Source organism: Streptomyces sp. NBC_00012 (assembly GCF_045040875.1).
Taxonomy (GTDB): domain Bacteria; phylum Actinomycetota; class Actinomycetes; order Streptomycetales; family Streptomycetaceae; genus Streptomyces.
Genome location: NZ_CP108309.1, coordinates 3,627,037 through 3,652,037, shown reverse-complemented (window position 1 = coordinate 3,652,037; position 25,001 = coordinate 3,627,037). Strand labels below are relative to the sequence as shown.

The window sequence follows — 25,001 nt, the reverse complement described above, 5'->3', positions numbered from 1 at the left end:
CACAGGAGGACCCAGTGGCGAAGGCGAAGTTCGAGCGGACTAAGCCGCACGTCAACATCGGCACCATCGGTCACATTGACCACGGTAAGACGACCCTCACGGCCGCCATTACCAAGGTGCTGCACGACGCGTACCCGGACCTGAACGAGGCCTCGGCCTTCGACCAGATCGACAAGGCTCCCGAGGAGCGCCAGCGCGGTATCACGATCTCGATCGCGCACGTCGAGTACCAGACGGAGTCGCGTCACTACGCGCACGTCGACTGCCCGGGTCACGCGGACTACATCAAGAACATGATCACGGGTGCGGCGCAGATGGACGGCGCCATCCTCGTGGTCGCCGCCACCGACGGCCCGATGCCGCAGACCAAGGAGCACGTGCTCCTGGCCCGCCAGGTCGGCGTTCCGTACATCGTCGTCGCCCTGAACAAGGCCGACATGGTGGACGACGAGGAGATCCTGGAGCTCGTCGAGCTCGAGGTCCGTGAGCTCCTCTCCGAGTACGAGTTCCCGGGCGACGACCTGCCGGTCGTCAAGGTCTCGGCGCTCAAGGCGCTCGAGGGCGACAAGGAGTGGGGCCAGACCGTCCTCGACCTGATGAAGGCCGTCGACGAGAACATCCCGCAGCCCGAGCGTGACGTCGACAAGCCGTTCCTGATGCCGATCGAGGACGTCTTCACGATCACCGGTCGTGGCACTGTCGTCACCGGTCGTATCGAGCGTGGCATCCTGAAGGTCAACGAGACCGTCGACATCGTCGGTATCAAGCAGGAGAAGACCACCACCACGGTCACCGGCATCGAGATGTTCCGCAAGCTGCTCGACGAGGGCCAGGCCGGTGAGAACGTCGGTCTGCTCCTCCGTGGCATCAAGCGCGAGGACGTCGAGCGCGGCCAGGTCATCATCAAGCCCGGTTCGGTCACGCCGCACACCGAGTTCGAGGCCCAGGCCTACATCCTGTCGAAGGACGAGGGTGGCCGTCACACCCCGTTCTTCAACAACTACCGCCCGCAGTTCTACTTCCGTACCACGGACGTGACCGGCGTCGTGACCCTCCCCGAGGGCACCGAGATGGTCATGCCGGGCGACAACACCGTCATGTCGGTCTCGCTGATTCAGCCGGTCGCCATGGAGGAGGGCCTGAAGTTCGCCATCCGTGAGGGTGGCCGGACCGTGGGCGCCGGCCAGGTCACCAAGATCGTCAAGTAATTACCTGACTGTCTGACCTGGTTGCTCCGCACAGAGCACCGAGAAGGGCCCCGGCCCGCCGCGCGAGCGGTGGACCGGGGCCCTTCTTCACGTCCGGACCCTTTTTCATGTCCGGGCGCTTCTTCACGTCCGGGCCCGGACCTGCCTCGGCCTCAGGGGCGCCAGATCCAGGGCAGGGCGTCGGGCCCCATGGCCACCACCGTCGGCCTTCCGTCCGGACCGACGTGCAAGGCCGGCCCGTCCAGCGCCACCGGCCCGCGCCGTCGCACGAAGAGTCCTCCGGGCGTACGGAGCTGGACGAGGCCCTCGGCGGTGCGGCCGAGCAGTACCGGGGCGGCCGACGACCCGGCGGCGGCCACCGGCCCGTACCCGTCGAAGCCCGCCCGGTCCGGGATCCGGCGGCCGAAGCCGTCGATGCCGGTCTCGTCGGCGGTCTCGCTGGTCCGTACGGTCGTCAGGGCGGCCTTCGCCGCCGCGCGGTAGAACAGCTCGATGCTGCCGTCCGTCCCCGCCAGCGCCGCCGGTCCGTCCCCGGGCACCGGCACCCCGGTGATCTGGGTGCGGGCCGTCACCGCCTCGCCGGGCGCGTCCTGCGTCCAGTGGTGCACCGCGAACCGGCCCGCCGCGAAGACATGGACACACCCCGCGGCGTCCACCACGGCACTCAGCCCGTCCTGGATCTCGCCGCCGCCCACGTCCAGCCACCCGCTCCACCGGCCGGCCGTGTCCCGTACCCGGGTGCTGAGGCCCTTCTCCGCGTTCCGGACGAAGAGGTGCACCCGCCCGTCGGGGGCGGCGACCGCGACCGGGACACCGATCCGGCGTCCGTTGTCGTGGCCGCGCTCCGGATTGCCCAGCCCCTGCCAGGCGCGGAAGGCACCGCCGGGGGAACGCTGCTCCAGCGCGACGATCTCGCGTTCGTTGTCCGCGCCGTGCCCGCCGAGCGCCGAGAACCGCAGCCCGAAGAGCAGATGGCGCCCGTCCGGCAGCGTCGCGCTGCCCAGCACCGGTGCGAGCGGGCCGCCGCCGAGGTCGTCCGGCGCGTCCCACACCCCGCTGCCGGGCGCGCTCTCGCGCCGCCGCACCGCCCGCAGGCCCAGCACGCCGTAGGCGACGAGCCGGCCGTCCGGTTCGGCGGCGACGGCGGGCCGGGGGCCCGGGTAGCGGTAGTGGGTGGAGCGCACCCAGCCCTTCCGGTTGGTCAGCGGCCGGTTGCCGCCCACGTTGTAGTCCCCGCAGCCCGCCGGATTGCCGCACCGCCAGTCCGCCGAGCCGCCGTACGGCACCAGGTGCGAGGCCTTCTCGGCCAGCACGGCGGGCGGCAGGTTCTTCGGCCAGTGCCGGTTGTAGTAGGCCCGGAACGCGGTGGCGGCGAAGCTCGGCACCTCGCCGCCGTTCTTGGTGGTCCGCGCCACCCACCGGATCAGCGCGGCCCAGGTGAACAGTGCGGCGGCGGTGTGGTCGGGATGGTCGGAGTAGCCCTGCTGCTCGCTGTCCCGGCGCCGGACGGCCTCGCTGCTGTGCTGGATGTCGGGGTCCGGGTCCATGGTGTGCAGGGCACTCGGCCGGTACCGCTCGAACAGCCCGGCCAGGACGTCGATCAGCCCGTCGTAGGTGTACGAACCCACCTTCCTGAGCGGTGAGCCGTCGGCGACGACGGTCGGCAGGACCAGCCGCCGGTCCTGCCAGAGGCTGGGCAGTCCGAGCCGCCCGTACGTGGTGTGCATGGCGGTGTTGATGAAGATCAGCTCGACCCTGCGGCCGCGGTGGGCGAGGGTGTCGAGCTCGGCGCGGTGGCCGCCGTGCAGCTCGATGACGGACTTCTGCCACGGGGTGAACCTGCCCAGGCCGAGCAGGGTCGCGTACGCCTGGCGGAGTCCCTGATGACGCGAGGAGGAGTACGCCGCCTTGTCGGGCGCGGGCAGCGGGCGTCCCGGCACGCGGTTGACGCCGGTGGCCTCACCGCCGGTCAGATAGACGCAGACCAGCGGCGTCCCGGCGTCGAGCGCCTGCTGGGTGTCCGGGTTCATGAAGTACAGGTCGTCGTCCGGGTGGGCGAGGATCTGCATCATCAGCGCCGGGTGCGAGGTACTTATCGGCAGCCCGGGCATCGGGTCCGCGGCCGGATCGCGGCGGCGGGGCGGCGAGGGCGCCGTGCAGGCGGTGAGGGCGGCCAGTCCGGTCGCGCCGGCCGCGGCCATCAGGGTGCGCCGCGGCATTCCCAGGCGGGATGCGCGCAAGGCAGGTCGATCCGTCACACCGTGCTCCGTCCACTTCCCCCGCAGCGGGCGGTTGGGCGGCCCTGTGCTGCGTACTGAATCCGTGCAGGTCGCGGCGGGTGGAGAGCCGCTGCTGCGGGGGGATAGACGGAGATTCCCGGAGGTGGGTTGCCTGGATATCCGATGATGTGACCCGGACGGTTCAACGCACGGGTGTACGCACCATGAACACATCGATCGCGTCCTGGCGCTCCTCGGTGAACCCGTGCCGTTCGTAGAGCGCTCGGGCGGCGCTGCCCTGGAGCACGTCCAGCCGTACGGTCGCGCCCTCCTCGTCGGCCCGCGCGAGCAGCGAGCGGAGCACCGCAGTGCCGATCCCGCGCCCCTGGAGGGCGGGGGAGAGGTAGAAGTTCTCCAGCCACAGGCCGTCCTCGACCGGGCGCAGGGTGACGGCCCCCGCGAACTCGCCGTCCACGACCACGAGCGAGGTGTGCTCCGGCGCGTAGACGTCGCGCAGCCTCTGGCGTACGCGGTGCTCGTCGTAACGCCCGAGCCGCTCCAGGTCGGGGCGCATCGCGGTGGCCCTGAGCTCGGCCAGGACCTCGACGTCCTCGGGCAGGGCGGGGCGCAGGGCCCAGGTCCTGGGGGTGCCAGTCGTCATGGACGGATTCTTACAGGGGCGACGAGGTCGTCTCCCGTCGCCTCCCGACCGCCGTCACCGCAGCTCGGGCGCCTGACCGCGGTCAGCCCGGCGCAGCCCCGCCTCCGGGATGCCGTGCAGCAGCTCGGCGCCGATCTCCGCGAGCCGGGCCCCGTCTGGCGGGGTGCGGCCCAGGCCGATGGCGTACTGGACGTGGGAGGCGCCGGTGCCGCACGGGCGCGGCCAGGCGTGCGCGTCCGGGGAACCCGCCTCCGCCAAGGCGGCGAGCAGAGCCAGGAGGCGGCCGCGGAAACGGCCCTCGTCCTCGCCCTGCCGCACGGAGACGATCGCCCAGGCGGCGTGCCGCAGGTGCAGCGGCGGCGGGGTGCGGAGCAGGGCGTGCGGTACGGGGCCGGCGTCGTCGGCGGACTCCAGGATCTCCCAGGCGCGGAAGAGCTCCTCGGCGAGGAGGTCCCGGCCGGCCGGAGAGACCTGTGCGGTGCAGGGGCGGACGGGGTCGGTCGGGGTCAGCACGGTGAGGGGGAACGCTGCGGTCACACCAAGGCCATCGGTCCCGCCGGTCCCGCCGGTCCCGACCGGGCGGTCCCAGTCCCAGGTCGCCCAGGTCGCGAAGAAGTGCCTGAGCAGGGGGAGCGGAGGCAGCTCGCCCGACTCGCGGGCGGTACGGGCCGCGAGCACCGACCAGGCGAGGCCCGGCAGGCCGCCGCACGGTGCGGAGTCCAGGCCGCGCGCCCGCGCCCAGCCCTTCACCCCGCGGGCGAGCCGGGCGAACGCCGCCCGGTGCGGGTCCGCCGCCGCGAGCACCGCGTCCGCGTCGCTCACCGCGCTGAGCGCCGTGGCCGCCGCCTCGCCCAGGCCGGCGCGCCGGGCCACCGCCTCGGCCGGGGCGAGGGCGCCCGTCGACACGGTCACCAGGTCCACCTTCAGGCCGCCGAGGGCGAAGCGCAGACCCGGTACGCGGGCACCGGGCACCTCGCGCAGGCCGACGGCGTCCGGCAGGGCCGAGGCCAGCCGCTCCCGTACCCCCGGCAGATCCACCGAGCCGGGCAGCGCCGCGACCAGGTCCACGTCCGCGCCGGGCAGCGCACAGCCCATCCGCCGGGAGCCGGCCAGGTGGACACGGCCTTCGGGCAGGGCAGCGGCGATCCGGCGCACGACATCGGCCGCGCACGCCTCCTCGGCGGCGATCCGGCGTACGGCATCGGCCGCGCACGCCGCCTCCGCCGCTTCCCGGGCCGCGTCCCGCGCCGCCTCGGCGGCCAGCTCCACGCGCACCCCGAAGTGGTCCGATACGTACAGCCCGTCCGCCGTCGGTACGTCGCCCAGCAGCACCGCCGAGGAGGACCGCAGCCGCTCCGAGCGGACCAGTACCCGGTCCAGCCGGGACACCCGCCCGGTCAGGGAGGAGACCGCGGCCAGCGGGTTGACCGTCGGGTCGAAGGTGGGCGTCCGGTCGTCCGTGCCGTGCACCCGGCTCCAGGCGTCCGCCATCCCCAGCCGGTCCTGCGGGGTGTCACCGCCGTCGTTGAAGTCGCCGAGCAGCGTCACATCGCCCTCGACCGCCGCCAACCCCGTTGCCAGATCGGCCAGTTCGGTATCGCGCCGGGCGGCGCCGTCGGCCGAGTGGTCGCTGCTGAGGTGGGTCGCCGCCACCGTGACCGGCCCGCCCGGCCCGTCCACGACGACCGCCGCGACCGCCTTGTGCGGGCCGAGGGCATGCAGGCCCGCCTCGCGCACCGGCACCCTGCTGAGCAGCAGCAGCCCGCAGTCGGCGACGTCCCGGCCCGCCGGGTCGGCCCAGAACGTGTAGCCGGCGCGGACCCACGGCGCCGCCAACAGCAGGGTGAGCAGGGCGGGTTCGGCCTCCTGGAGGGCGATGACGTCGGCGTCCGCGGCGCGCAGGGCGTCCAGCAGGAGCGGGCGGCGCCGGGCGGTGTCGATGCGGTCGCTGTCGTAGCGGTCCCAGAGGGTGTTCCAGGTCAGCAGCGTCAGCGAGGCGGGCGGTCCGGGCGTCGGCGCGTCCTCGGGCACCGGCGTCCAGGCGGCCTCCGGTGCCGAGAACGCGTGCGGTGTGCGGGAGACGAAGTACGGGGACGGCAGCCGGCGCGGGGCGCGCACCCGCCCGGCCTCCGTCGCGTCGATCCGGTCCACGCCCGAGGACCGGTCCCACACCACCTCGCCGTCCGCCTCGAAGAACAGCACCCGGTGCCAGGGGATGTCCCCGCCGGGTGTGAAGCGATGCAGCGGCACCCGCTTGGGCACCGTCCCGCGCTGCGCCACGCCCATCACGAAGCGCGCCGGGTCGAACCGGGAATCCCAGCGGACCCGGTGGTAGATCTCCTCGCTGGTACGCATCAGGCCCTGTCCTCCACGGTGCCGCTCGCGCCGATGTACCAGGTCCGGTGCGCCTGGCCGGGGTACGGGGGCACGAATCTGTGCAGCTGGGAGGCCAGCACCTCGGGCGGCACGGGGTGGCTGCGGCACCCGTTGCGGCGGATCAGCTCCGCCTCGTCGACCAGCGCCACGGCGTGGGTGAGCAGCGCGTCCCTGCGCCGGGCCACCGCGTGCACCAGGGAGCGCTGGTGGGTGTTGAGCGAGGTGGCGTCCCAGACGACCGCGGAGCCCGCCGTGAGCGCGGCGTCGAGCCGGTCGAGCCCCTCACGCAGCACGTCCCCGTTGGCCTTCTGGTCGGCGCGCGAACCCCGGGCCAGGCGTAGATCGTCGAGCGAGAGGTACGTGTCGACGCCGGGCAGGGCGCGGGCGAAGGTGCTCTTGCCGCTGCCGGACGGGCCGACCAGCTGGACCAGGCGCGGGAAGTCCCCGGTCCGCCAGCGCCAGGTCGCGGCGACCGCCTCCTCGGCGGTGGTGACCCGGCCCAGGGCGTACGCCTCACGGGCCTGCGCCAGGCAGCGGTCGGCGGCGTCCGGTTCCAGATCCGCGAACGCCTCCCGCAACCCGGCCGGTTCGCTCACGTCCCGCGCGTGCAGCTCCGACCACTCCACCTGTTCGCGCGCCTCGGCGGTGTCCGCGACCGTGGCGGCCAGCGCGTGCAGCAGCGGCAGACCGGCGGCGAACGACATCCGGACCAGCCCGGTGCGGCGCTCCTCGTCCGGGTACGGGCGGTGCAGGGCGGGGTGCAGTCCGACGAGGTCCGCGACGCGGCGGGCGAGCGGCATCCCGAGCGAGGGGGCCAGCGCGGGCGCGAGTGCGGGGCGGCGGGAACGGTGCAGCAGCGCGGCCAGTACCCCGGTCAGCCGGTCCTCGCCCGTCCGGCCCAGCGCGTCGAGGGCATCGGCCATCGCGGCGGCGGCCCCGGCGTCCCCCGCGTCCGTGCCGGTGGCGGCGGCCAGTGCCGCCGCGTCGACCGGGGCTCCGGACCGTACGGCCCACAGGGCGGCGGCCGGGCCGAGGCCGTTCTCCACGACGGCGGCGTGCATCCAGTGCGTATCGGTCTGTACGTGTCCGGGCCGCACCCACTTGGCCACCAGGTGCCGGAAGTCCGCCGCGCCGAAGCCGTCCGCGGGCCGTACGACGTACCCCTCCTGCCGGCCGGTGTCCAGCTTCATCGCCCGCAGTGCCTTCTCCGCGCGGGCGTCGAACACTCCGCGCCACAGTACCGGCGGCACCGGTATCCCCAGGTCCCGCAGGAACGCGGTGGTCCGGTCCCAGTCCAGGCAGTGCTCCCCGTCCCAGACGGAGAAGCCGTAGAAGAAGCTCTCCAGGTCCTCGTACGGGATCGAGTGGCGGGCGAACATGTTCTCGCCGCAGACCCGCCACCCGTCGGGGATCCGTGCCCCGACCCGGCCCTGGAGCGCCTTCACCCAGCCCCGGGAGGGGTGGTGGGCGGAGTCCAGGGAGCGGGCGTGGAGACCGTCGGCGTAGAGCGTGGTGTTCTCGCCGTCCAGCTTCTCGGTGACGACGACCTCGCGGCCGGTCAGCGCGGCGAGACCGGCGATCCGCACGTCGTCCGAGGTGGTCCCGGGGGACCAGGGCAGATGGGCGGTGCGCGGATAGTGCGTACGCATGATCGATGCCCCTGGTGACGACGGTTTGCCCGGCCGGTCACTGTAGGCACGGGGGTGCGGACGGCTCGACCCAATTACGATGAGGGCGCCCGGCACGGCCTCCGCTGCGCGCCCGCGTTTGACCGAGCGACCACGCGGGGTAAGATCCTCGGCCCGATTGGCCAGGCTCACTCCCCGTATGGCACACTGACCAGGTTGCTCGGTTGAGTGTCAATGCTGCGCGCCTCCCGCCGGGAGGACCGGAAGCGAGTCCCACAGTACTCGTCGACCCCTTGCGGGTCGGACGTACGGGAATCTTCCGGGAAGCGTCAGTGGGGCACCGGCCAGGCGCCCGGTGGGTGTTTCGCCCCCGGTCCTGCGGTCCTCGGGCCCGCACCCCCTTGGTTGGGAAATCCTTCGGGAGATCTGCGTAGAGGGGATGCGACACGCCCGACCGCGTGGGTCGGAGGTGGAGTCATTAGAACTCCCGGGTTCCAGAGCGTTAGCGAGAGACAGGACTACTAGTAGCCATGGCGGGACAGAAGATCCGCATCCGGCTCAAGGCCTACGACCACGAGGTCATCGACTCCTCGGCGAAGAAGATCGTCGAGACGGTGACCCGCACTGGTGCGTCGGTCGCAGGCCCGGTGCCGCTGCCCACTGAGAAGAACGTGTACTGCGTCATCAAGTCGCCGCACAAGTACAAGGACTCGCGCGAGCACTTCGAGATGCGCACGCACAAGCGCCTCATCGACATCCTCGACCCCACGCCGAAGACGGTTGACTCGCTGATGCGTCTCGACCTGCCGGCGGGCGTCGACATCGAGATCAAGCTCTGAGGTGACGCGCGAGATGGCTAAGAACATTAAGGGCGTCCTGGGCGAGAAGCTCGGCATGACCCAGGTCTGGGACGAGAACAACCGGGTCGTCCCGGTGACCGTCGTCAAGGCCGGGCCCTGCGTCGTCACCCAGGTCCGCACCAACGACAACGACGGCTACGAGGCAGTCCAGATCGCCTTCGGCGAGATCGACCCCCGCAAGGTGAACAAGCCCCTCAAGGGCCACTTCGCCAAGGCCGACGTGACCCCGCGCCGCCACCTGGTGGAGCTCCGCACCCCTGACGCCAGCGAGTACACGCTGGGCCAGGAGGTCACTGCCGAGGTGTTCGAGTCCGGCGTCAAGGTCGACGTCACGGGCAAGAGCAAGGGCAAGGGCTTCGCCGGTGTGATGAAGCGTCACAACTTCAAGGGTGGCAAGGCGTCGCACGGTGCCCACCGTGTGCACCGTATGCCCGGATCCATCGGTGGCTGTGCCACCCCCGGCCGTGTCTTCAAGGGCATGCGCATGGCGGGTCGCATGGGCAACGAGCGTGTCACCACCCAGAACCTGACCATCCACGCGGTTGACGCGGAGAAGGGTCTGCTCCTCATCAAGGGCGCAGTCCCCGGTCCGAACGGCGGCCTCGTCCTGGTCCGTACCGCGGCCAAGGGGGCTTGAGGTAATGAGCACCATTGACATCCTTTCGCCGGCAGGCGACAAGGCCGGTACCGTCGAGCTCCCCGCGGAGATCTTCGACGCGAAGACCAGCGTTCCGCTGATCCACCAGGTCGTCGTCGCACAGCTGGCAGCTGCCCGTCAGGGCACGCACAAGACCAAGACCCGCGGCGAAGTCCGTGGTGGTGGCCGCAAGCCGTACCGCCAGAAGGGCACCGGCCGCGCGCGCCAGGGTTCGACCCGTGCGCCGCAGTTCGCCGGCGGTGGCGTCGTCCACGGCCCGCAGCCGCGTGACTACTCGCAGCGGACCCCGAAGAAGATGAAGGCCGCCGCCCTGCGCGGTGCCCTCTCCGACCGGGCCCGTCACTCCCGCATCCACGTCGTCACCGGCGTGGTCGACGGAGCTGTCTCCACGAAGGCCGCCAAGACGCTGTTCGGCAAGATCTCGGAGCGCAAGAACCTGCTCCTGGTCGTCGACCGTGCCGACGAGGCCGCGTGGCTGTCCGCCCGCAACCTGCCCCAGGTGCACATCCTGGAGCCGGGCCAGCTGAACACGTACGACGTGATCGTCTCTGACGACGTGGTCTTCACCCAGGCCGCCCTCGAGTCCTTCGTGTCTGGCCCCCAGACCGCTGAGACCGAAGGGAGCGACGCCTGATGAGCGAGGCGACCGTTACCAGCAAGACCTACTCGGACCCGCGCGACGTTCTCGTCAAGCCGGTCGTTTCCGAGAAGAGCTACGCGCTGCTCGACGAGAACAAGTACACGTTCATCGTCGCGCCCGGCTCCAACAAGACCCAGATCAAGCAGGCCGTGGAAGCGGTCTTCTCGGTCAAGGTCACCGGGGTCAACACGATCAACCGGCAGGGCAAGCGCAAGCGCACCCGCACCGGTTTCGGCAAGCGCGCCGACACGAAGCGCGCCATCGTGACCCTCGCCGAGGGCGACCGTATCGACATCTTCGGCGGCCCGACCTCCTGACGGAGGTCGAGTCGTCCGGAATCGGACGAGGACTGAGAAATGGGTATCCGCAAGTACAAGCCGACGACCCCGGGCCGTCGTGGCTCCAGCGTCGCCGACTTTGTCGAGATCACGCGGTCCACGCCGGAGAAGTCGCTGGTCCGCCCCCTGCACAGCAAGGGCGGCCGTAACAACGCCGGTCGTGTGACCGTTCGCCACCAGGGCGGTGGCCACAAGCGCGCCTTCCGAGTGATCGACTTCCGTCGTCACGACAAGGACGGCGTGCCGGCCAAGGTCGCGCACATCGAGTACGACCCCAACCGCACCGCGCGCATCGCGCTCCTGCACTACGCGGACGGCGAGAAGCGCTACATCATCGCGCCGCGTGGCCTGACGCAGGGCGACCGTGTCGAGAACGGCCCGACCGCCGACATCAAGCCCGGCAACAACCTGGCGCTGCGCAACATCCCGGTCGGTACGACCATCCACGCCATCGAGCTGCGGCCCGGCGGCGGCGCGAAGTTCGCCCGTTCCGCGGGTGCCTCCGTGCAGCTGCTGGCGAAGGAGGGCACCATGGCCCACCTTCGTATGCCGTCGGGTGAGATCCGCCTGGTCGACGCCCGCTGCCGCGCCACCATCGGCGAGGTCGGCAACGCCGAGCAGTCGAACATCAACTGGGGCAAGGCCGGCCGCATGCGCTGGAAGGGCGTTCGCCCGACCGTCCGCGGTGTCGCGATGAACCCGGTTGACCACCCGCACGGTGGTGGTGAGGGCAAGACCTCCGGTGGTCGCCACCCGGTCTCGCCGTGGGGTCAGAAGGAGGGTCGTACTCGTTCGCCGAAGAAGGCATCGAACAAGTACATCGTCCGCCGCCGCAAGACGAACAAGAAGCGCTAGGAGCGGGTTTAGATGCCGCGCAGTCTCAAGAAGGGGCCCTTCGTCGACGGCCACCTCATCAAGAAGGTGGACGTACAGAACGAGGCAGGCACCAAGAACGTCATCAAGACCTGGTCCCGTCGCTCGATGATCGTCCCGGCCATGCTGGGTCACACCATCGCGGTGCACAACGGCAAGATCCACGTCCCGGTGTTCGTCACCGAGTCGATGGTCGGCCACAAGCTCGGCGAGTTCTCGCCGACTCGCACCTTCCGCGGCCACGTCAAGGACGACCGGAAGTCGAAGCGCCGCTAACCGCGGGGTGGAAACGACTATGACTTACACCGAAGGGACAACCATGGAAGCCAGGGCCCAGGCGCGGTACATCCGCGTCACGCCCATGAAGGCCCGCCGCGTGGTGGACCTCATCCGTGGCATGGATGCCACGGAGGCTCAGGCGGTCCTGCGTTTCGCCCCGCAGGCCGCGAGCGTGCCGGTTGGCAAGGTGCTGGACAGCGCCATCGCCAACGCCGCACACAACTACGACCACACCGACGCCTCTTCGCTGGTCATCAGCGAGGCGTACGTGGACGAGGGCCCGACCCTGAAGCGGTTCCGTCCGCGTGCTCAGGGCCGTGCCTACCGGATCCGTAAGCGGACCAGCCACATCACCGTGGTCGTCAGCAGCAAGGAAGGAACCCGGTAATGGGCCAGAAGGTAAACCCGCACGGGTTCCGGCTCGGCATTACCACGGACTTCAAGTCCCGTTGGTACGCCGACAAGCTGTACAAGGACTACGTCAAGGAAGACGTCGCCATTCGTCGCATGATGACGAAGGGCATGGAGCGGGCCGGCATCTCGAAGGTCGAGATCGAGCGCACCCGCGACCGCGTCCGCGTTGACATCCACACCGCCCGCCCGGGCATCGTCATCGGCCGCCGCGGCGCCGAGGCCGACCGCATCCGTGGCGAGCTGGAGAAGCTGACCGGCAAGCAGGTCCAGCTGAACATCCTCGAGGTCAAGAACCCCGAGGTGGACGCTCAGCTGGTGGCCCAGGCCGTCGCCGAGCAGCTCTCCTCCCGCGTCTCCTTCCGTCGTGCCATGCGCAAGAGCATGCAGAGCTCGATGAAGGCCGGCGCCAAGGGCATCAAGATCCAGTGCGGTGGCCGCCTCGGCGGCGCCGAGATGTCCCGCTCGGAGTTCTACCGCGAGGGCCGTGTGCCCCTGCACACGCTCCGCGCGAACGTCGACTACGGCTTCTTCGAGGCCAAGACGACCTTCGGCCGCATCGGCGTGAAGGTCTGGATCTACAAGGGCGACGTCAAGAACATCGCCGAGGTCCGCGCCGAGAACGCCGCTGCCCGCGCAGGCAACCGCCCGGCCCGTGGCGGCGCTGACCGCCCGGCCGGCCGTGGTGGCCGTGGTGGCGAGCGTGGCGGCCGCGGTCGCAAGCCGCAGCAGCAGTCGGCTCCGGCTGCCGAGGCCCCCAAGGCCGAGGCTCCCGCCGCTGCCGCTCCGGCTGCCGAGAGCACCGGAACGGAGGCCTGACCGAAATGCTGATCCCCCGTAGGGTCAAGCACCGCAAGCAGCACCACCCGAAGCGCAGCGGTATGTCCAAGGGTGGCACGCAGGTTGCGTTCGGCGAGTACGGCATCCAGGCGCTGACCCCGGCGTACGTGACGAACCGCCAGATCGAGGCAGCTCGTATCGCGATGACCCGCCACATCAAGCGTGGCGGCAAGGTCTGGATCAACATCTACCCGGACCGCCCCCTGACGAAGAAGCCGGCCGAGACCCGCATGGGTTCCGGTAAGGGTTCTCCCGAGTGGTGGATCGCGAACGTCAAGCCCGGTCGGGTGATGTTCGAGCTGTCCTACCCGAACGAGAAGATTGCTCGTGAGGCGCTCACCCGCGCTGCTCACAAGCTTCCGATGAAGTGCCGGATCGTTCGGCGCGAGGCAGGTGAGTCGTGATGTCGGCCGGTACCAAGGCGTCCGAGCTGCGCGAGCTGGGCAACGAGGAGCTCCTCAACAAGCTCCGCGAGGCCAAGGAAGAGCTGTTCAACCTCCGCTTCCAGGCGGCGACCGGGCAGCTCGAGAACCACGGCCGGCTCAAGTCCGTCCGTAAGGACATCGCCCGGATCTACACCCTGATGCGCGAGCGCGAGCTGGGCATCGAGACGGTGGAGAGCGCCTGATGAGCGAGAAGACTGTGACTGAGACGAACACCGACCGCGGTTTCCGCAAGACCCGTGAGGGCCTGGTCGTCAGCGACAAGATGGACAAGACCGTCGTCGTCGCTGTCGAGGACCGTGTCAAGCACGCGCTGTACGGCAAGGTCATCCGCCGTACGAACAAGCTCAAGGCGCACGACGAGCAGAACGCCGCCGGCGTCGGCGACCGCGTCCTCCTGATGGAGACCCGGCCGCTGTCCGCCACGAAGCGGTGGCGCGTCGTCGAGATCCTCGAGAAGGCCAAGTAATTCCTGAGGGGCATTCCCCTCAGGCAAGTTCCGCCAGGCTCGGCGGGGGCTCGCTCCGGTGACGGAGCGGCCCCCGCCGGGAACCGGCAGACGATCAGGAGATAGACGTGATCCAGCAGGAGTCGCGACTTCGCGTCGCCGACAACACGGGTGCGAAGGAAATCCTCACCATCCGTGTTCTCGGTGGTTCGGGTCGCCGCTACGCGGGCATCGGTGACGTCATCGTCGCCACCGTCAAGGACGCGATCCCCGGTGGCAACGTGAAGAAGGGTGACGTCGTCAAGGCCGTCATCGTTCGCACCGTCAAGGAGCGTCGCCGTCAGGATGGCTCGTACATCCGCTTCGACGAGAACGCCGCCGTCATTCTGAAGAACGACGGTGACCCCCGCGGCACCCGCATCTTCGGCCCGGTGGGCCGGGAACTGCGCGAGAAGAAGTTCATGAAGATCATCTCGCTCGCGCCGGAGGTGCTGTAAGCATGAAGATCAAGAAGGGCGACCTGGTTCAGGTCATCACCGGTAAGGACAAGGGCAAGCAGGGCAAGGTCATCGTGGCCTACCCCGCTCAGGACCGCGTCCTCGTCGAGGGTGTCAACCGGGTCAAGAAGCACACCAAGGCCGGTCAGACCGCTCGCGGTTCGCAGACCGGTGGCATCGTCACGACCGAGGCCCCCATCCACGTGAGCAACGTTCAGCTCGTCGTGGAGAAGGACGGCAACAAGGTCGTCACGCGCGTCGGTTACCGCTTCGACGACGAAGGCAACAAGATCCGCGTTGCCAAGCGGACGGGTGAGGACATCTGATGGCTACCACCACCACTCCGCGTCTGAAGACGAAGTACCGCGAGGAAATCGCCGGCAAGCTGCGTGAGGAGTTCTCGTACGAGAACGTCATGCAGGTCCCCGGTCTGGTCAAGATCGTGGTCAACATGGGTGTGGGCGACGCCGCCCGCGACTCCAAGCTGATCGACGGCGCCGTGCGCGACCTCACCACGATCACGGGCCAGAAGCCGGCCGTGACCAAGGCCCGCAAGTCCATCGCGCAGTTCAAGCTGCGCGAGGGTCAGCCGATCGGCTGCCACGTCACCCTCCGCGGTGACCGCATGTGGGAGTTCCTGGACCGTACGCTGTCGCTCGCGCTGCCGCGTATCCGTGACTTCCGTGGTCTGTCGCCGAAGCAGTTCGACGGCCGTGGCAACTACACCTTCGGTCTCACGGAGCAGGTCATGTTCCACGAGATCGACCAGGACAAGATCGACCGGGTCCGGGGCATGGACATCACCGTGGTCACCACGGCGACCAATGACGACGAGGGTCGTGCCCTCCTTCGTCACCTCGGCTTCCCGTTCAAGGAGAACTGACCGTGGCGAAGAAGGCTCTGATCGCTAAGGCCGCCCGTAAGCCGAAGTTCGGCGTTCGCGGGTACACCCGCTGCCAGCGCTGCGGCCGGCCCCACTCCGTCTACCGCAAGTTCGGCCTGTGCCGCGTGTGCCTTCGTGAGATGGCTCACCGTGGCGAGCTGCCGGGCGTGACCAAGAGCTCCTGGTAAATCTCCTTCGCCCTTTGGGCGTTGGGATTACCCGGAGACTCTCGGTAAGCATCTGGTCGGCAGGAGCCCGCCCTCACATGCCGTAGGCTTGTGGGGTTGGGCGCCTGCCGCCCAAGACCGACTTACTACGCCGTAGGTCCCCGCACCGCACCCGTCCTGCCTCTGAGTGGGGAGAGGGATGGCGCATACAGGAAACCCCGGCGAGAGAGGCCGAAGGCCAACTCATGACCATGACTGATCCCATCGCAGACATGCTCACGCGTCTGCGCAACGCGAACTCGGCGTACCACGACGATGTCGCGATGCCGCACAGCAAGATCAAGTCGCACATCGCGGAGATCCTCCAGCAGGAGGGCTTCATCACCGGCTGGAAGGTCGAGGACGCCGAGGTCGGCAAGAACCTCATCCTCGAGCTGAAGTTCGGCCCGAACCGCGAGCGATCGATCGCCGGCATCAAGCGAATCTCGAAGCCGGGTCTGCGTGTATACGCAAAGTCCACCAACCTGCCGAAGGTCCTCGGCGGCCTGGGCGTGGCGATCATCTCCACGTCCCACGGTCTCCTGACCGGCCAGCAGGCCAGCAAGAAGGGCGTAGGTGGGGAAGTCCTCGCCTACGTCTGGTAGTCGGGAACGGAGGAATAGCTCATGTCGCGAATCGGCAAGCTCCCCATCCAGGTTCCCGCCGGTGTGGACGTCACCATCGATGGCCGCACGGTCGCGGTGAAGGGGCCCAAGGGCACCCTCTCGCACACCGTTGCGTCGCCGATCGAGGTCACCAAGGGTGAGGACGGCGTTCTCAGCGTCTCCCGCCCGAACGACGAGCGTCAGAACAAGGCCCTTCACGGCCTGTCCCGCACGCTGGTGGCGAACATGATCACCGGTGTGACCCAGGGATACACCAAGGCGCTCGAGATCAGTGGTGTCGGTTACCGCGTCCAGGCGAAGGGCTCCAACCTGGAGTTCGCCCTGGGCTACAGCCACCCGATCCTGATCGAGGCCCCGGAGGGCATCACCTTCAAGGTGGAGTCCCCCACGAAGTTCTCCGTCGAGGGCATCGACAAGCAGAAGGTCGGCGAGACCGCGGCCAAGATCCGCAAGCTGCGGAAGCCTGACCCGTACAAGGCCAAGGGCGTCAAGTACGCCGGCGAGGTCATCCGCCGCAAGGTCGGAAAGGCTGGTAAGTAGCCATGGCATACGGCGTGAAGATCGCCAAGGGCGACGCCTACAAGCGTGCCGCCCTCAAGCGTCGCCACATCCGCGTCCGCAAGCACATCTCCGGTTCGCCGGAGCGTCCGCGCTTGGTCGTGACGCGGTCCAACCGCCACATGGTGGCTCAGGTCATCGACGACATCGCGGGCCACACGCTCGCGTCGGCGTCGACCCTGGACGTCTCCATCCGTGGTGGCGAGGGCGACAAGAGCACCCAGGCCAAGCAGGTCGGCGCCCTGGTCGCTGAGCGCGCCAAGGCCGCAGGCGTCGAGGCCGTCGTGTTTGACCGCGGTGGTAACCAGTACGCCGGGCGGATTGCCGCTCTGGCTGACGCCGCCCGTGAAGCCGGTCTGAAGTTCTGAGCCCGGTTCCTACGCACAGCGGACGTAACAGAGAGAGGTAAATCCAATGGCTGGACCCCAGCGCCGCGGAAGCGGTGCCGGTGGCGGCGAGCGGCGGGACCGGAAGGGCCGTGACGGCGGCGCAGCTGCCGCCGAGAAGACCGCGTACGTTGAGCGCGTTGTCGCGATCAACCGCGTCGCCAAGGTTGTGAAGGGTGGTCGTCGCTTCAGCTTCACCGCGCTGGTCGTGGTGGGCGATGGTGACGGCACCGTCGGTGTCGGTTACGGCAAGGCCAAGGAAGTTCCCGCGGCCATCGCCAAGGGTGTCGAGGAAGCCAAGAAGAACTTCTTCAAGGTTCCGCGCATCCAGGGCACCATTCCTCACCCGATCCAGGGCGAGAAGGCTGCGGGCGTCGTCCTGCTGAAGCCTGCTTCCCCCGGTACCGGTGTTATCGCCGGTGGCCCGGTGCGCGCCGTTCTGGAGTGCGCCGGCGTTCACGACATCCTGTCGAAGTCGCTCGGCTCCGACAACGCGATCAACATCGTGCACGCGACCGTGGAGGCCCTCAAGGGCCTGCAGCGTCCCGAGGAGATCGCGGCCCGCCGCGGTCTGCCGCTCGAGGACGTCGCCCCCGCGGCTCTGCTTCGTGCGCGTGCGGGAGCGGGTGCGTAATGGCTCGCCTCAAGATCACGCAGACGAAGTCGTACATCGGCAGCAAGCAGAACCACCGCGACACCCTGCGTTCGCTCGGGCTCAAGCGCCTGCACGACGTGGTTGTCAAGGAGGACCGCCCCGAGTTCCGCGGCATGGTGCACACCGTCCGCCACCTCGTGACGGTTGAGGAGGTCGACTGACATGGCGGAGAACAAGCCGCTGAAGGCCCATGACCTCCGGCCCGCCCCGGGCGCCAAGACCGCCAAGACCCGTGTGGGTCGTGGTGAGGCGTCCAAGGGTAAGACCGCCGGTCGTGGCACCAAGGGCACCAAGGCCCGTTACCAGGTTCCGGAGCGCTTCGAGGGTGGGCAGATGCCCCTCCACATGCGTCTCCCGAAGCTCAAGGGCTTCAAGAACCCGTTCCGCACCGAGTACCAGGTCGTGAACCTGGAGAAGCTCGCGACGCTCTACCCCGAGGGTGGAGAGGTCACCGTGGCCGACCTGGTCGCCAAGGGTGCGGTGCGCAACAACCACCTCGTCAAGGTCCTCGGACAGGGCGAGATCTCCGTGGCACTGCAGGTTTCGGTTGACGCCGTCTCCGGCTCCGCCAAGGAGAAGATTGCCGCCGCTGGCGGCACCGTCACCGAGCTCGTCTGAGACAACTCGATGGCCTGAACATCCGACCGGGGATGCCTCTCATATGGGGCATCCCCGGTTGGTCGTTCCTAGGGGGGCATGGTCGCCGGTAAGGTGGCGTGCGTTGTTGTGTGGTATCCCTCTGGGCACCCGCCCCGGGGACTTTGACTTTTACGTATTCGTCGATCCTCAAGACCGTCACCTCTACGCTTTGCGCGGGGGTCGCAGGAGGCACCGTGCTCACCGCGTTCGCCCGGGCGTTCAAGACGCCCGACCTGCGCAAGAAGCTGCTCTTCACGCTCGGCATCATCGTGCTCTACCGGCTCGGGGCACACATCCCGGTCCCGGGAGTGAGCTACGAGAACGTCCAGACCTGTGTTGATCAGGCCAGCAAGGGCAACAACAGCCTCTTCGGCCTGGTGAACATGTTCAGCGGTGGTGCACTGCTGCAGATCACGATCTTCGCGCTCGGTATCATGCCGTACATCACGGCCAGCATCATTCTTCAGCTGCTGACCGTGGTCATCCCCCGACTCGAGGCGCTCAAGAAGGAGGGGCAGTCCGGCCAGGCGAAGATCACGCAGTACACGCGTTATCTGACCGTGGCGCTCGCCATCCTCCAGGGCACCGGCCTGGTGGCCACCGCCACCAGTGGCGCGCTGTTCAGCGGCTGCCCGGTCGCCGACCAGATCGTGCCGAACCAGTCGATCTTCACGACCATCGTGATGGTCATCACGATGACCGCGGGCACCGCGGCCGTCATGTGGCTCGGTGAGCTCATCACCGACCGCGGCATCGGCAACGGCATGTCGATCCTGATGTTCATCTCGATCGCCGCCAGCTTCCCCGGCGCCCTGTGGGCCATCAAGACCAGCGGCAAGCTGGCCGACGGCTGGATCGAGTTCGGCACCGTCATCCTGATCGGCTTCGTGATGGTGGGCCTCGTCGTCTTCGTCGAGCAGGCCCAGCGCCGTATCCCGGTGCAGTACGCGAAGCGCATGATCGGCCGCAGGTCGTACGGCGGTACCTCGACGTACATTCCGCTGAAGGTCAATCAGGCGGGTGTGATCCCCGTCATCTTCGCTTCTTCGCTGCTCTACATCCCCGCCCTGATCGTTCAGTTCTCCAACTCCACCGCGGGCTGGGCGACCTGGATCAAGGACAACTTCGTCAAGGGCGACCACCCGTACTACATCACGGCGTACTTCCTGTTGATCGTCTTCTTCGCCTTCTTCTATGTGGCGATTTCGTTCAACCCCGAGGAAGTCGCCGACAACATGAAGAAGTATGGTGGGTTCATCCCGGGTATCCGGGCTGGTCGACCTACTGCCGAGTACCTGAGCTACGTGCTCAACAGGATCACTTGGCCGGGCTCGCTGTACTTGGGTCTGATCGCTCTTGTGCCGACGATGGCGTTGGCCGGCTTCGGTGGTGCGAACGCCAACTTCCCGTTCGGCGGGACGAGCATCCTGATTATCGTGGGTGTGGGGCTGGAGACCGTGAAGCAGATCGAGAGTCAGCTCCAGCAGCGCAATTACGAAGGGTTCCTCCGCTGATGCGAATCGTCCTCGTCGGGCCGCCCGGTGCCGGCAAGGGAACGCAGGCTGCGTACCTTGCCAAGAACCTGTCGATTCCGCAGATCTCCACGGGCGATCTCTTCCGTGCCAACATCAGCCAGGGCACCGACCTTGGCAAGCAGGCCCGGTCCTTCATGGACGCGGGCAAGTTGGTGCCGGACGAGGTCACCATCGGGATGGCCAAGGACCGCATGTCCCAGCCCGACGCCGGGAACGGCTTCCTGCTGGACGGCTTCCCGCGCAATGTGGGTCAGGCCGAGGCTCTTGACGCCATGCTGAAGGACGAGGGCACCAAGCTCGACGCGGTCCTGGACCTCGAAGTCCCCGAGGACGAGGTGGTCAAGCGCATCGCCGGCCGCCGGATCTGCCGGAACGACGGCTCGCACGTCTTCCATGTGACGTACAACCCGCCGAAGTCCGAGGGCGTCTGTGACGCCTGCGGCGGCGAGCTGTACCAGCGCGACGACGACACCGAAGAGACGGTGCGCACTCGGCTGGAGGTCTACCACACGCAGACCGAGCCGATCATCGACTACTACCGGGCGCAGAACCTGGTGGTCACCATCTCCGCGCTCGGCAAGGTCACCGATGTGACCGAGCGCGCGATGGAGGCCCTCAAGTCCGACAAGGGCTGAGCGCAGAACCCGCAGTACTTGTGCAGTCGGCCGCGGCGTCCATGGGCGCCGCGGCCGACTGTTTGCGCCGTATCGTTGTGTGAGTACGCCGCAGACATCACCCGTTCGATGCAGTCCGATGCAGAGAGGCGCCGCTCAATGGTGCAGATCAAGACCCCCGAGCAGATCGCGAAGATGCGCGAGGCGGGGCTGGTGGTCGCTGCCATTCACGCGGCCACCCGCGAGGCGGCGGTGCCCGGCGCCACCACGCTGGACCTGGACCAGGTCGCCCGCAAGGTGATCGCCGATCACGGTGCGAAGTCGAACTTCCTCGGTTACGGCGGGTTCCCCGCGACCATCTGCACCTCGGTCAACGAGGTCGTCGTCCACGGCATCCCGGACGAGAAGACGGTCCTCAAGGACGGCGACATCATCTCCATCGACGCCGGCGCGATCATCGACGGCTGGCACGGCGACGCCGCGTACACGGCCTTCGTCGGCACCGGTCACGCTCCGGAGCTGGTCGAGCTCTCCCGGGTGACCGAGGAGTCCATGTGGGCCGGTATCGCCGCGATGAAGGTGAACAACCGCCTCGTCGACATCTCGAAGGCGATCGAGTCCTACATCCGCCGCCAGCCCCGCCCCGCCACCGGCAAGTACGGGATCATCGAGGACTACGGCGGCCACGGCATCGGCACCGAGATGCACATGGACCCGCACCTGCTGAACTATGTCGCCCGCAAGCGTGGCAAGGGCATCAAGCTCGTCCCCGGTGTCTGTCTGGCCATCGAGCCAATGGTCTCGCTCGGTACGGCGCAGACCGAGGTGCTCCAGGACGACTGGACGGTCATCACGACGGACGGCACCTGGTCCTCCCACTGGGAGCACTCGATCGCCCTCACCGAGCAGGGCCCCCTGGTCCTGACCGCCCCCGACTGCGGCAGGGCGAAGCTGGCGCAGTACGGGATCGAGGCGGCGCCCGACCCCCTGGGCTGACGGTGCCCGGGGGATTCGACCCGCTTGTCGAGGTCTAAGGATCTCCTCCGGTGGGCAAACTTGACGGATTCGTCTTTTGGGGTCCGCTGACGTAGACTGACTCGTCGGCCGTCGTGCATCAGTGTGTCCGCATGCGATGCCGAAAGTCGATCAAGGTAGCCGATTCGAAAGGCGAAGCGTGGCCAAGAAGCAAGGTGCCATCGAAATTGAGGGCACCGTGATCGAGTCCCTCCCGAACGCCATGTTCAAGGTGGAACTCCAGAACGGTCACAAAGTCCTCGCGCACATCAGCGGCAAGATGCGGATGCACTACATCCGGATCCTCCCGGATGACCGGGTCGTCGTGGAGCTCTCCCCGTACGACCTGACGCGTGGTCGGATCGTCTACCGCTACAAGTAGATCTTGCCTCCACCGCGCCTTTCGCGCGGTGACGGCACTGACCCGGAGAACCTGACATCCCATGAAGGTCAAGCCGAGCGTCAAGAAGATCTGCGACAAGTGCAAGGTGATCCGCCGTCACGGTCGGGTCATGGTCATCTGCGACAACCTGCGCCACAAGCAGCGCCAGGGCTGACGCACGACCCCCTGCATCTCGCAGCACTTCGCGCGACGCACGTAAAACGTACATACGCAGAGTCCGTCCAAGCTTCGGCTGACGACACCTCCGGTGGGGGCCGGGGACCCGGGCGTACCACCTCTCGTCACGAGAGGTCGGCGATCGGGAGTGGCACTGCGGAAGACCCCCGAATTAACAACTGGAGCCATTGAATGGCACGCGTTTCAGGTGTTGACATCCCGCGTGAAAAGCGCGTGGAGGTTGCCCTCACCTACGTCTTCGGTATCGGGCGCACCCGGTCCAAGGAGATTCTCGCCACCACTGGCGTGAACCCCAACACCCGCGTTCGTGACCTGGCCGAAGAGGACCTGGTCAAGATCCGCGAGTACGTTGACGCCAACCTCCGCACCGAGGGTGACCTCCGTCGCGAGATCCAGGCCGACATCCGCCGCAAGGTCGAGATCGGCTGCTACCAGGGTCTGCGTCACCGCCGCGGCCTGCCGGTCCACGGCCAGCGCACCAGCACGAACGCTCGTACCCGCAAGGGCCCGCGTCGCGCGATCGCCGGCAAGAAGAAGCCGGGCAAGAAGTAGTCCTCAGCGGACGCACTGCGGGCGTCCGGGCCACCGGTCATCCGCAGCAACCAGCGGTCTTCGCTGTAGGACCGATCACCTCCCCTCTCCATCTGGAGTCAAGACATGCCCCCCAAGGGTCGTCAGGGCGCAGCCAAGAAGGTGCGTCGCAAGGAAAAGAAGAACGTCGCTCACGGCCACGCGCACATCAAGAGCACGTTCAACAACACGATCGTCTCGATCACGGACCCCTCGGGCAACGTGATCTCCTGGGCCTCCGCCGGCCACGTCGGCTTCAAGGGCTCGCGCAAGTCCACCCCCTTCGCCGCGCAGATGGCCGCCGAGTCGGCCGCCCGCCGCGCGCAGGAGCACGGCATGCGCAAGGTTGACGTCTTCGTGAAGGGTCCGGGCTCCGGCCGCGAGACCGCGATCCGTTCGCTCCAGGCCACCGGCCTGGAGGTCGGTTCGATCCAGGACGTCACCCCGACGCCGCACAACGGCTGCCGTCCGCCGAAGCGTCGCCGCGTCTGATCCGTCACGGCCGGTGACGGCCGTGCGTCAGTAGCGTGGGTACGGGCGGTATGCCCCCTGCGGGGGTGTGCCGCCCGTACCCTTGTTTCATCCGTCGGGTGTCAAATAGTGGGCGCCCACGACTGAAGGATTCACACCATGCTTATCGCTCAGCGTCCGTCGCTGACCGAAGAGGTCGTTGACGAGTTCCGCTCCCGGTTCGTCATCGAGCCGCTGGAGCCGGGCTTCGGCTACACCCTCGGCAACTCTCTCCGCCGTACGCTCCTCTCCTCGATCCCCGGCGCCGCTGTCACCAGCATCCGGATCGACGGTGTCCTGCACGAGTTCACCACCGTGCCGGGCGTCAAGGAGGACGTCACCGACCTCATCCTCAACATCAAGCAGCTGGTCGTCTCCTCGGAGCACGACGAGCCGGTCGTGATGTACCTGCGCAAGCAGGGCCCCGGCCTGGTCACCGCTGCTGACATCGCCCCGCCGGCCGGTGTCGAGGTCCACAACCCGGACCTGGTCCTGGCCACGCTCAACGGCAAGGGCAAGCTGGAGATGGAGCTGACCGTCGAGCGCGGTCGCGGCTACGTCTCCGCCGTCCAGAACAAGCAGGCGGGCCAGGAGATCGGCCGCATCCCGGTCGACTCCATCTACTCGCCGGTGCTCAAGGTCACGTACAAGGTCGAGGCGACCCGTGTCGAGCAGCGCACCGACTTCGACAAGCTGATCGTCGACGTCGAGACCAAGCAGGCCATGCGTCCGCGTGACGCCATGGCTTCGGCCGGTAAGACCCTGGTCGAGCTGTTCGGCCTGGCGCGCGAGCTCAACATCGACGCCGAGGGCATCGACATGGGCCCGTCCCCGACGGATGCCGCGCTCGCCGCCGATCTGGCACTGCCGATCGAGGAGCTGGAGCTCACGGTCCGTTCGTACAACTGCCTCAAGCGCGAGGGCATCCACTCCGTGGGTGAGCTCGTGGCTCGTTCCGAGGCCGACCTGCTCGACATCCGCAACTTCGGTGCGAAGTCGATCGACGAGGTCAAGGCGAAGCTGGCCGGTATGGGCCTCGCGCTGAAGGACTCGCCTCCCGGCTTCGACCCGACCGCCGCCGCCGACGCCTTCGGCGCCGACGACGACGCGGACGCCGGTTTCGTGGAGACCGAGCAGTACTGATTCGCCTCCGGCCGGGGTGCCCGGGTTTTCCGGGTGCCCCGGACCGGGGTGAGGCTTTGTCCTCGATCGCCGGACGGGCTCGAATGTGTCCGTCGGCTCTTGAACTTCCGGGTGGCATCCGCCGCACGGGAACTGACACCGGTACCTGATACGGCCGGTGCAGCACACAAGGAGAAAAACCATGCCTCAGCCCGCCAAGGGTGCCCGTCTGGGCGGCAGCGCTGCGCACGAGAAGCTTCTTCTCAACAACCTCGCGAAGTCGCTGTTCGAGCACGGCCGCATCACCACGACCGAGGCCAAGGCCCGTCGCCTGCGTCCGGTCGCCGAGCGTTTCATCACCAAGGCGAAGAAGGGCGACATCCACAACCGTCGCCTGGTGCTGCAGTCGATCACGGACAAGGGCGTCGTCCACACGCTCTTCACCGAGATCGCCCCGCGGTACGAGAACCGCCCCGGTGGTTACACCCGCATCACCAAGATCGGCAACCGTCGTGGCGACAACGCCCCGATGGCGGTCATCGAGCTGGTCGAGGCGCTGACCGTGGCCCAGCAGGCCACCGGTGAGGCCGAGGCCGCCACGAAGCGTGCGGTCAAGGAAGACGCCCTCAAGAAGGACGAGGCTCCGGCCGAGGCCGTCGAGGACGCCAAGCCGGCCGACGACGCCGAGTCCAAGGACGCCTGAGCGTTCTGAGACCACTGGACG

General features: G+C 68.3%; 35 protein-coding genes. 31 read left to right on the top strand and 4 right to left on the bottom strand.

Annotated features, from left to right (window positions below; translation table 11 throughout):
* The first annotated feature begins 14 nt into the window (after positions 1–14).
* A complete protein-coding gene (tuf, locus tag OHA19_RS16610) occupies positions 15–1,208 on the top strand; it encodes an elongation factor Tu (RefSeq protein ID WP_072485548.1) in 1,194 nt (397 codons plus the stop codon).
* 152 nt (positions 1,209–1,360) lie between these two features.
* Here tuf and OHA19_RS16605 read toward each other — a convergent pair whose 3' ends face one another.
* The 4 genes from OHA19_RS16605 to OHA19_RS16590 all read right to left on the bottom strand — a co-directional run bounded on the left by OHA19_RS16605 (position 1,361) and on the right by OHA19_RS16590 (position 8,113).
* Positions 1,361–3,427: a PIG-L family deacetylase gene (locus OHA19_RS16605; protein ID WP_405753263.1), complete on the bottom strand. Its 2,067-nt coding sequence runs from the start codon at positions 3,425–3,427 to the stop codon at positions 1,361–1,363.
* Positions 3,428–3,629: 202 nt separating this feature from the next.
* The gene (locus OHA19_RS16600; protein WP_405750640.1) at positions 3,630–4,088 is read right to left on the bottom strand and encodes a GNAT family N-acetyltransferase; all 459 of its coding nucleotides are present in this window, start codon (positions 4,086–4,088) and stop codon (positions 3,630–3,632) included.
* A 54-nt stretch (positions 4,089–4,142) separates the two neighbouring features.
* Positions 4,143–6,443, bottom strand: coding sequence for a poly(A) polymerase (locus OHA19_RS16595; RefSeq protein WP_405750637.1), 2,301 nt, complete (start codon positions 6,441–6,443; stop codon positions 4,143–4,145).
* Positions 6,443–8,113, bottom strand: coding sequence for an RNA ligase family protein (locus OHA19_RS16590; protein ID WP_405750634.1), 1,671 nt, complete (start codon positions 8,111–8,113; stop codon positions 6,443–6,445). Before OHA19_RS16590 ends, OHA19_RS16595 begins: the two co-directional genes overlap by 1 nt.
* Before the next feature lie 509 nt (positions 8,114–8,622).
* On the opposite strand from OHA19_RS16590, the gene rpsJ reads away from it, so the two are divergent.
* From rpsJ to rplQ, 30 genes are all read left to right on the top strand, one after another.
* Positions 8,623–8,931, top strand: a complete 309-nt coding sequence (gene rpsJ, locus OHA19_RS16585; RefSeq protein WP_003948644.1) for a 30S ribosomal protein S10 — start codon at positions 8,623–8,625, stop codon at positions 8,929–8,931.
* A 13-nt stretch (positions 8,932–8,944) separates the two neighbouring features.
* Positions 8,945–9,589 (top strand): 50S ribosomal protein L3, encoded by a 645-nt coding sequence (gene rplC, locus OHA19_RS16580; protein ID WP_072485542.1) that lies wholly within the window; start codon positions 8,945–8,947, stop codon positions 9,587–9,589.
* A 4-nt stretch (positions 9,590–9,593) separates the two neighbouring features.
* Entirely contained in the window at positions 9,594–10,244 is a 651-nt protein-coding gene (rplD, locus tag OHA19_RS16575; RefSeq protein ID WP_072485541.1) for a 50S ribosomal protein L4, read from the top strand.
* Entirely contained in the window at positions 10,244–10,567 is a 324-nt protein-coding gene (gene rplW, locus OHA19_RS16570; RefSeq protein ID WP_003966958.1) for a 50S ribosomal protein L23, read from the top strand. The genes rplD and rplW overlap by 1 nt, the downstream gene beginning before the upstream one ends.
* A gap of 39 nt (positions 10,568–10,606) precedes the next feature.
* On the top strand, positions 10,607–11,443 hold the full coding sequence (rplB, locus tag OHA19_RS16565; protein WP_405715811.1) for a 50S ribosomal protein L2: 837 nt from the start codon (positions 10,607–10,609) through the stop codon (positions 11,441–11,443).
* 12 nt (positions 11,444–11,455) lie between these two features.
* Positions 11,456–11,737: a 30S ribosomal protein S19 gene (gene rpsS, locus OHA19_RS16560; RefSeq protein WP_003966956.1), complete on the top strand. Its 282-nt coding sequence runs from the start codon at positions 11,456–11,458 to the stop codon at positions 11,735–11,737.
* Positions 11,738–11,780: 43 nt separating this feature from the next.
* Positions 11,781–12,128 carry a 50S ribosomal protein L22 gene (rplV, locus tag OHA19_RS16555; protein ID WP_004571827.1) on the top strand — a complete coding sequence of 116 codons (348 nt, stop codon included), beginning with the start codon at positions 11,781–11,783 and terminating at the stop codon, positions 12,126–12,128.
* Entirely contained in the window at positions 12,128–12,970 is an 843-nt protein-coding gene (rpsC, locus tag OHA19_RS16550; protein ID WP_093540760.1) for a 30S ribosomal protein S3, read from the top strand. Before rplV ends, rpsC begins: the two co-directional genes overlap by 1 nt.
* Positions 12,971–12,975: 5 nt before the next feature.
* Positions 12,976–13,395: a 50S ribosomal protein L16 gene (rplP, locus tag OHA19_RS16545; RefSeq protein WP_014047785.1), complete on the top strand. Its 420-nt coding sequence runs from the start codon at positions 12,976–12,978 to the stop codon at positions 13,393–13,395.
* Positions 13,395–13,619, top strand: coding sequence for a 50S ribosomal protein L29 (gene rpmC / locus OHA19_RS16540; protein ID WP_015035581.1), 225 nt, complete (start codon positions 13,395–13,397; stop codon positions 13,617–13,619). The genes rplP and rpmC overlap by 1 nt, the downstream gene beginning before the upstream one ends.
* Positions 13,619–13,903 (top strand): 30S ribosomal protein S17, encoded by a 285-nt coding sequence (gene rpsQ, locus OHA19_RS16535; RefSeq protein WP_030977953.1) that lies wholly within the window; start codon positions 13,619–13,621, stop codon positions 13,901–13,903. Before rpmC ends, rpsQ begins: the two co-directional genes overlap by 1 nt.
* A 107-nt stretch (positions 13,904–14,010) precedes the next feature.
* Complete coding sequence (rplN, locus tag OHA19_RS16530) at positions 14,011–14,379, top strand: 50S ribosomal protein L14 (protein ID WP_003966950.1); 369 nt, start codon at positions 14,011–14,013, stop codon at positions 14,377–14,379.
* A 2-nt stretch (positions 14,380–14,381) separates the two neighbouring features.
* Positions 14,382–14,705: a 50S ribosomal protein L24 gene (gene rplX / locus OHA19_RS16525; RefSeq protein WP_003966949.1), complete on the top strand. Its 324-nt coding sequence runs from the start codon at positions 14,382–14,384 to the stop codon at positions 14,703–14,705.
* Entirely contained in the window at positions 14,705–15,262 is a 558-nt protein-coding gene (rplE, locus tag OHA19_RS16520; RefSeq protein ID WP_093540759.1) for a 50S ribosomal protein L5, read from the top strand. Before rplX ends, rplE begins: the two co-directional genes overlap by 1 nt.
* Positions 15,263–15,264: 2 nt before the next feature.
* On the top strand, positions 15,265–15,450 hold the full coding sequence (locus OHA19_RS16515; protein ID WP_003948630.1) for a type Z 30S ribosomal protein S14: 186 nt from the start codon (positions 15,265–15,267) through the stop codon (positions 15,448–15,450).
* 224 nt (positions 15,451–15,674) lie between these two features.
* Positions 15,675–16,073 carry a 30S ribosomal protein S8 gene (gene rpsH / locus OHA19_RS16510; RefSeq protein ID WP_124716936.1) on the top strand — a complete coding sequence of 133 codons (399 nt, stop codon included), beginning with the start codon at positions 15,675–15,677 and terminating at the stop codon, positions 16,071–16,073.
* Between the two features lie 21 nt (positions 16,074–16,094).
* Positions 16,095–16,634: a 50S ribosomal protein L6 gene (rplF, locus tag OHA19_RS16505; RefSeq protein WP_405715814.1), complete on the top strand. Its 540-nt coding sequence runs from the start codon at positions 16,095–16,097 to the stop codon at positions 16,632–16,634.
* A gap of 2 nt (positions 16,635–16,636) precedes the next feature.
* Positions 16,637–17,020: a 50S ribosomal protein L18 gene (gene rplR, locus OHA19_RS16500; protein WP_093540756.1), complete on the top strand. Its 384-nt coding sequence runs from the start codon at positions 16,637–16,639 to the stop codon at positions 17,018–17,020.
* Positions 17,021–17,066: 46 nt separating this feature from the next.
* On the top strand, positions 17,067–17,672 hold the full coding sequence (gene rpsE / locus OHA19_RS16495) for a 30S ribosomal protein S5 (RefSeq protein ID WP_072485533.1): 606 nt from the start codon (positions 17,067–17,069) through the stop codon (positions 17,670–17,672).
* Entirely contained in the window at positions 17,672–17,854 is a 183-nt protein-coding gene (gene rpmD, locus OHA19_RS16490) for a 50S ribosomal protein L30 (RefSeq protein ID WP_018550611.1), read from the top strand. Before rpsE ends, rpmD begins: the two co-directional genes overlap by 1 nt.
* 1 nt (position 17,855) lies before the next feature.
* Positions 17,856–18,311 carry a 50S ribosomal protein L15 gene (gene rplO / locus OHA19_RS16485; protein ID WP_405715817.1) on the top strand — a complete coding sequence of 152 codons (456 nt, stop codon included), beginning with the start codon at positions 17,856–17,858 and terminating at the stop codon, positions 18,309–18,311.
* A 215-nt stretch (positions 18,312–18,526) separates the two neighbouring features.
* Positions 18,527–19,846, top strand: coding sequence for a preprotein translocase subunit SecY (secY, locus tag OHA19_RS16480; protein WP_093540755.1), 1,320 nt, complete (start codon positions 18,527–18,529; stop codon positions 19,844–19,846).
* A complete protein-coding gene (locus OHA19_RS16475; RefSeq protein WP_405715819.1) occupies positions 19,846–20,502 on the top strand; it encodes an adenylate kinase in 657 nt (218 codons plus the stop codon). Before secY ends, OHA19_RS16475 begins: the two co-directional genes overlap by 1 nt.
* Positions 20,503–20,640: 138 nt before the next feature.
* Positions 20,641–21,477, top strand: a complete 837-nt coding sequence (map, locus tag OHA19_RS16470; protein WP_405715821.1) for a type I methionyl aminopeptidase — start codon at positions 20,641–20,643, stop codon at positions 21,475–21,477.
* A 178-nt stretch (positions 21,478–21,655) separates the two neighbouring features.
* The gene (infA, locus tag OHA19_RS16465) at positions 21,656–21,877 is read left to right on the top strand and encodes a translation initiation factor IF-1 (RefSeq protein WP_003956442.1); all 222 of its coding nucleotides are present in this window, start codon (positions 21,656–21,658) and stop codon (positions 21,875–21,877) included.
* Positions 21,878–21,938: 61 nt separating this feature from the next.
* On the top strand, positions 21,939–22,052 hold the full coding sequence (gene rpmJ / locus OHA19_RS16460; RefSeq protein WP_003956441.1) for a 50S ribosomal protein L36: 114 nt from the start codon (positions 21,939–21,941) through the stop codon (positions 22,050–22,052).
* A 194-nt stretch (positions 22,053–22,246) separates the two neighbouring features.
* The gene (gene rpsM / locus OHA19_RS16455; RefSeq protein ID WP_018519286.1) at positions 22,247–22,627 is read left to right on the top strand and encodes a 30S ribosomal protein S13; all 381 of its coding nucleotides are present in this window, start codon (positions 22,247–22,249) and stop codon (positions 22,625–22,627) included.
* A gap of 105 nt (positions 22,628–22,732) precedes the next feature.
* A complete protein-coding gene (rpsK, locus tag OHA19_RS16450; protein ID WP_003956432.1) occupies positions 22,733–23,137 on the top strand; it encodes a 30S ribosomal protein S11 in 405 nt (134 codons plus the stop codon).
* 138 nt (positions 23,138–23,275) lie between these two features.
* Complete coding sequence (locus tag OHA19_RS16445; protein WP_024755423.1) at positions 23,276–24,298, top strand: DNA-directed RNA polymerase subunit alpha; 1,023 nt, start codon at positions 23,276–23,278, stop codon at positions 24,296–24,298.
* Between the two features lie 181 nt (positions 24,299–24,479).
* Complete coding sequence (rplQ, locus tag OHA19_RS16440) at positions 24,480–24,980, top strand: 50S ribosomal protein L17 (protein WP_124716932.1); 501 nt, start codon at positions 24,480–24,482, stop codon at positions 24,978–24,980.
* The last annotated feature ends 21 nt before the right edge of the window (positions 24,981–25,001 follow it).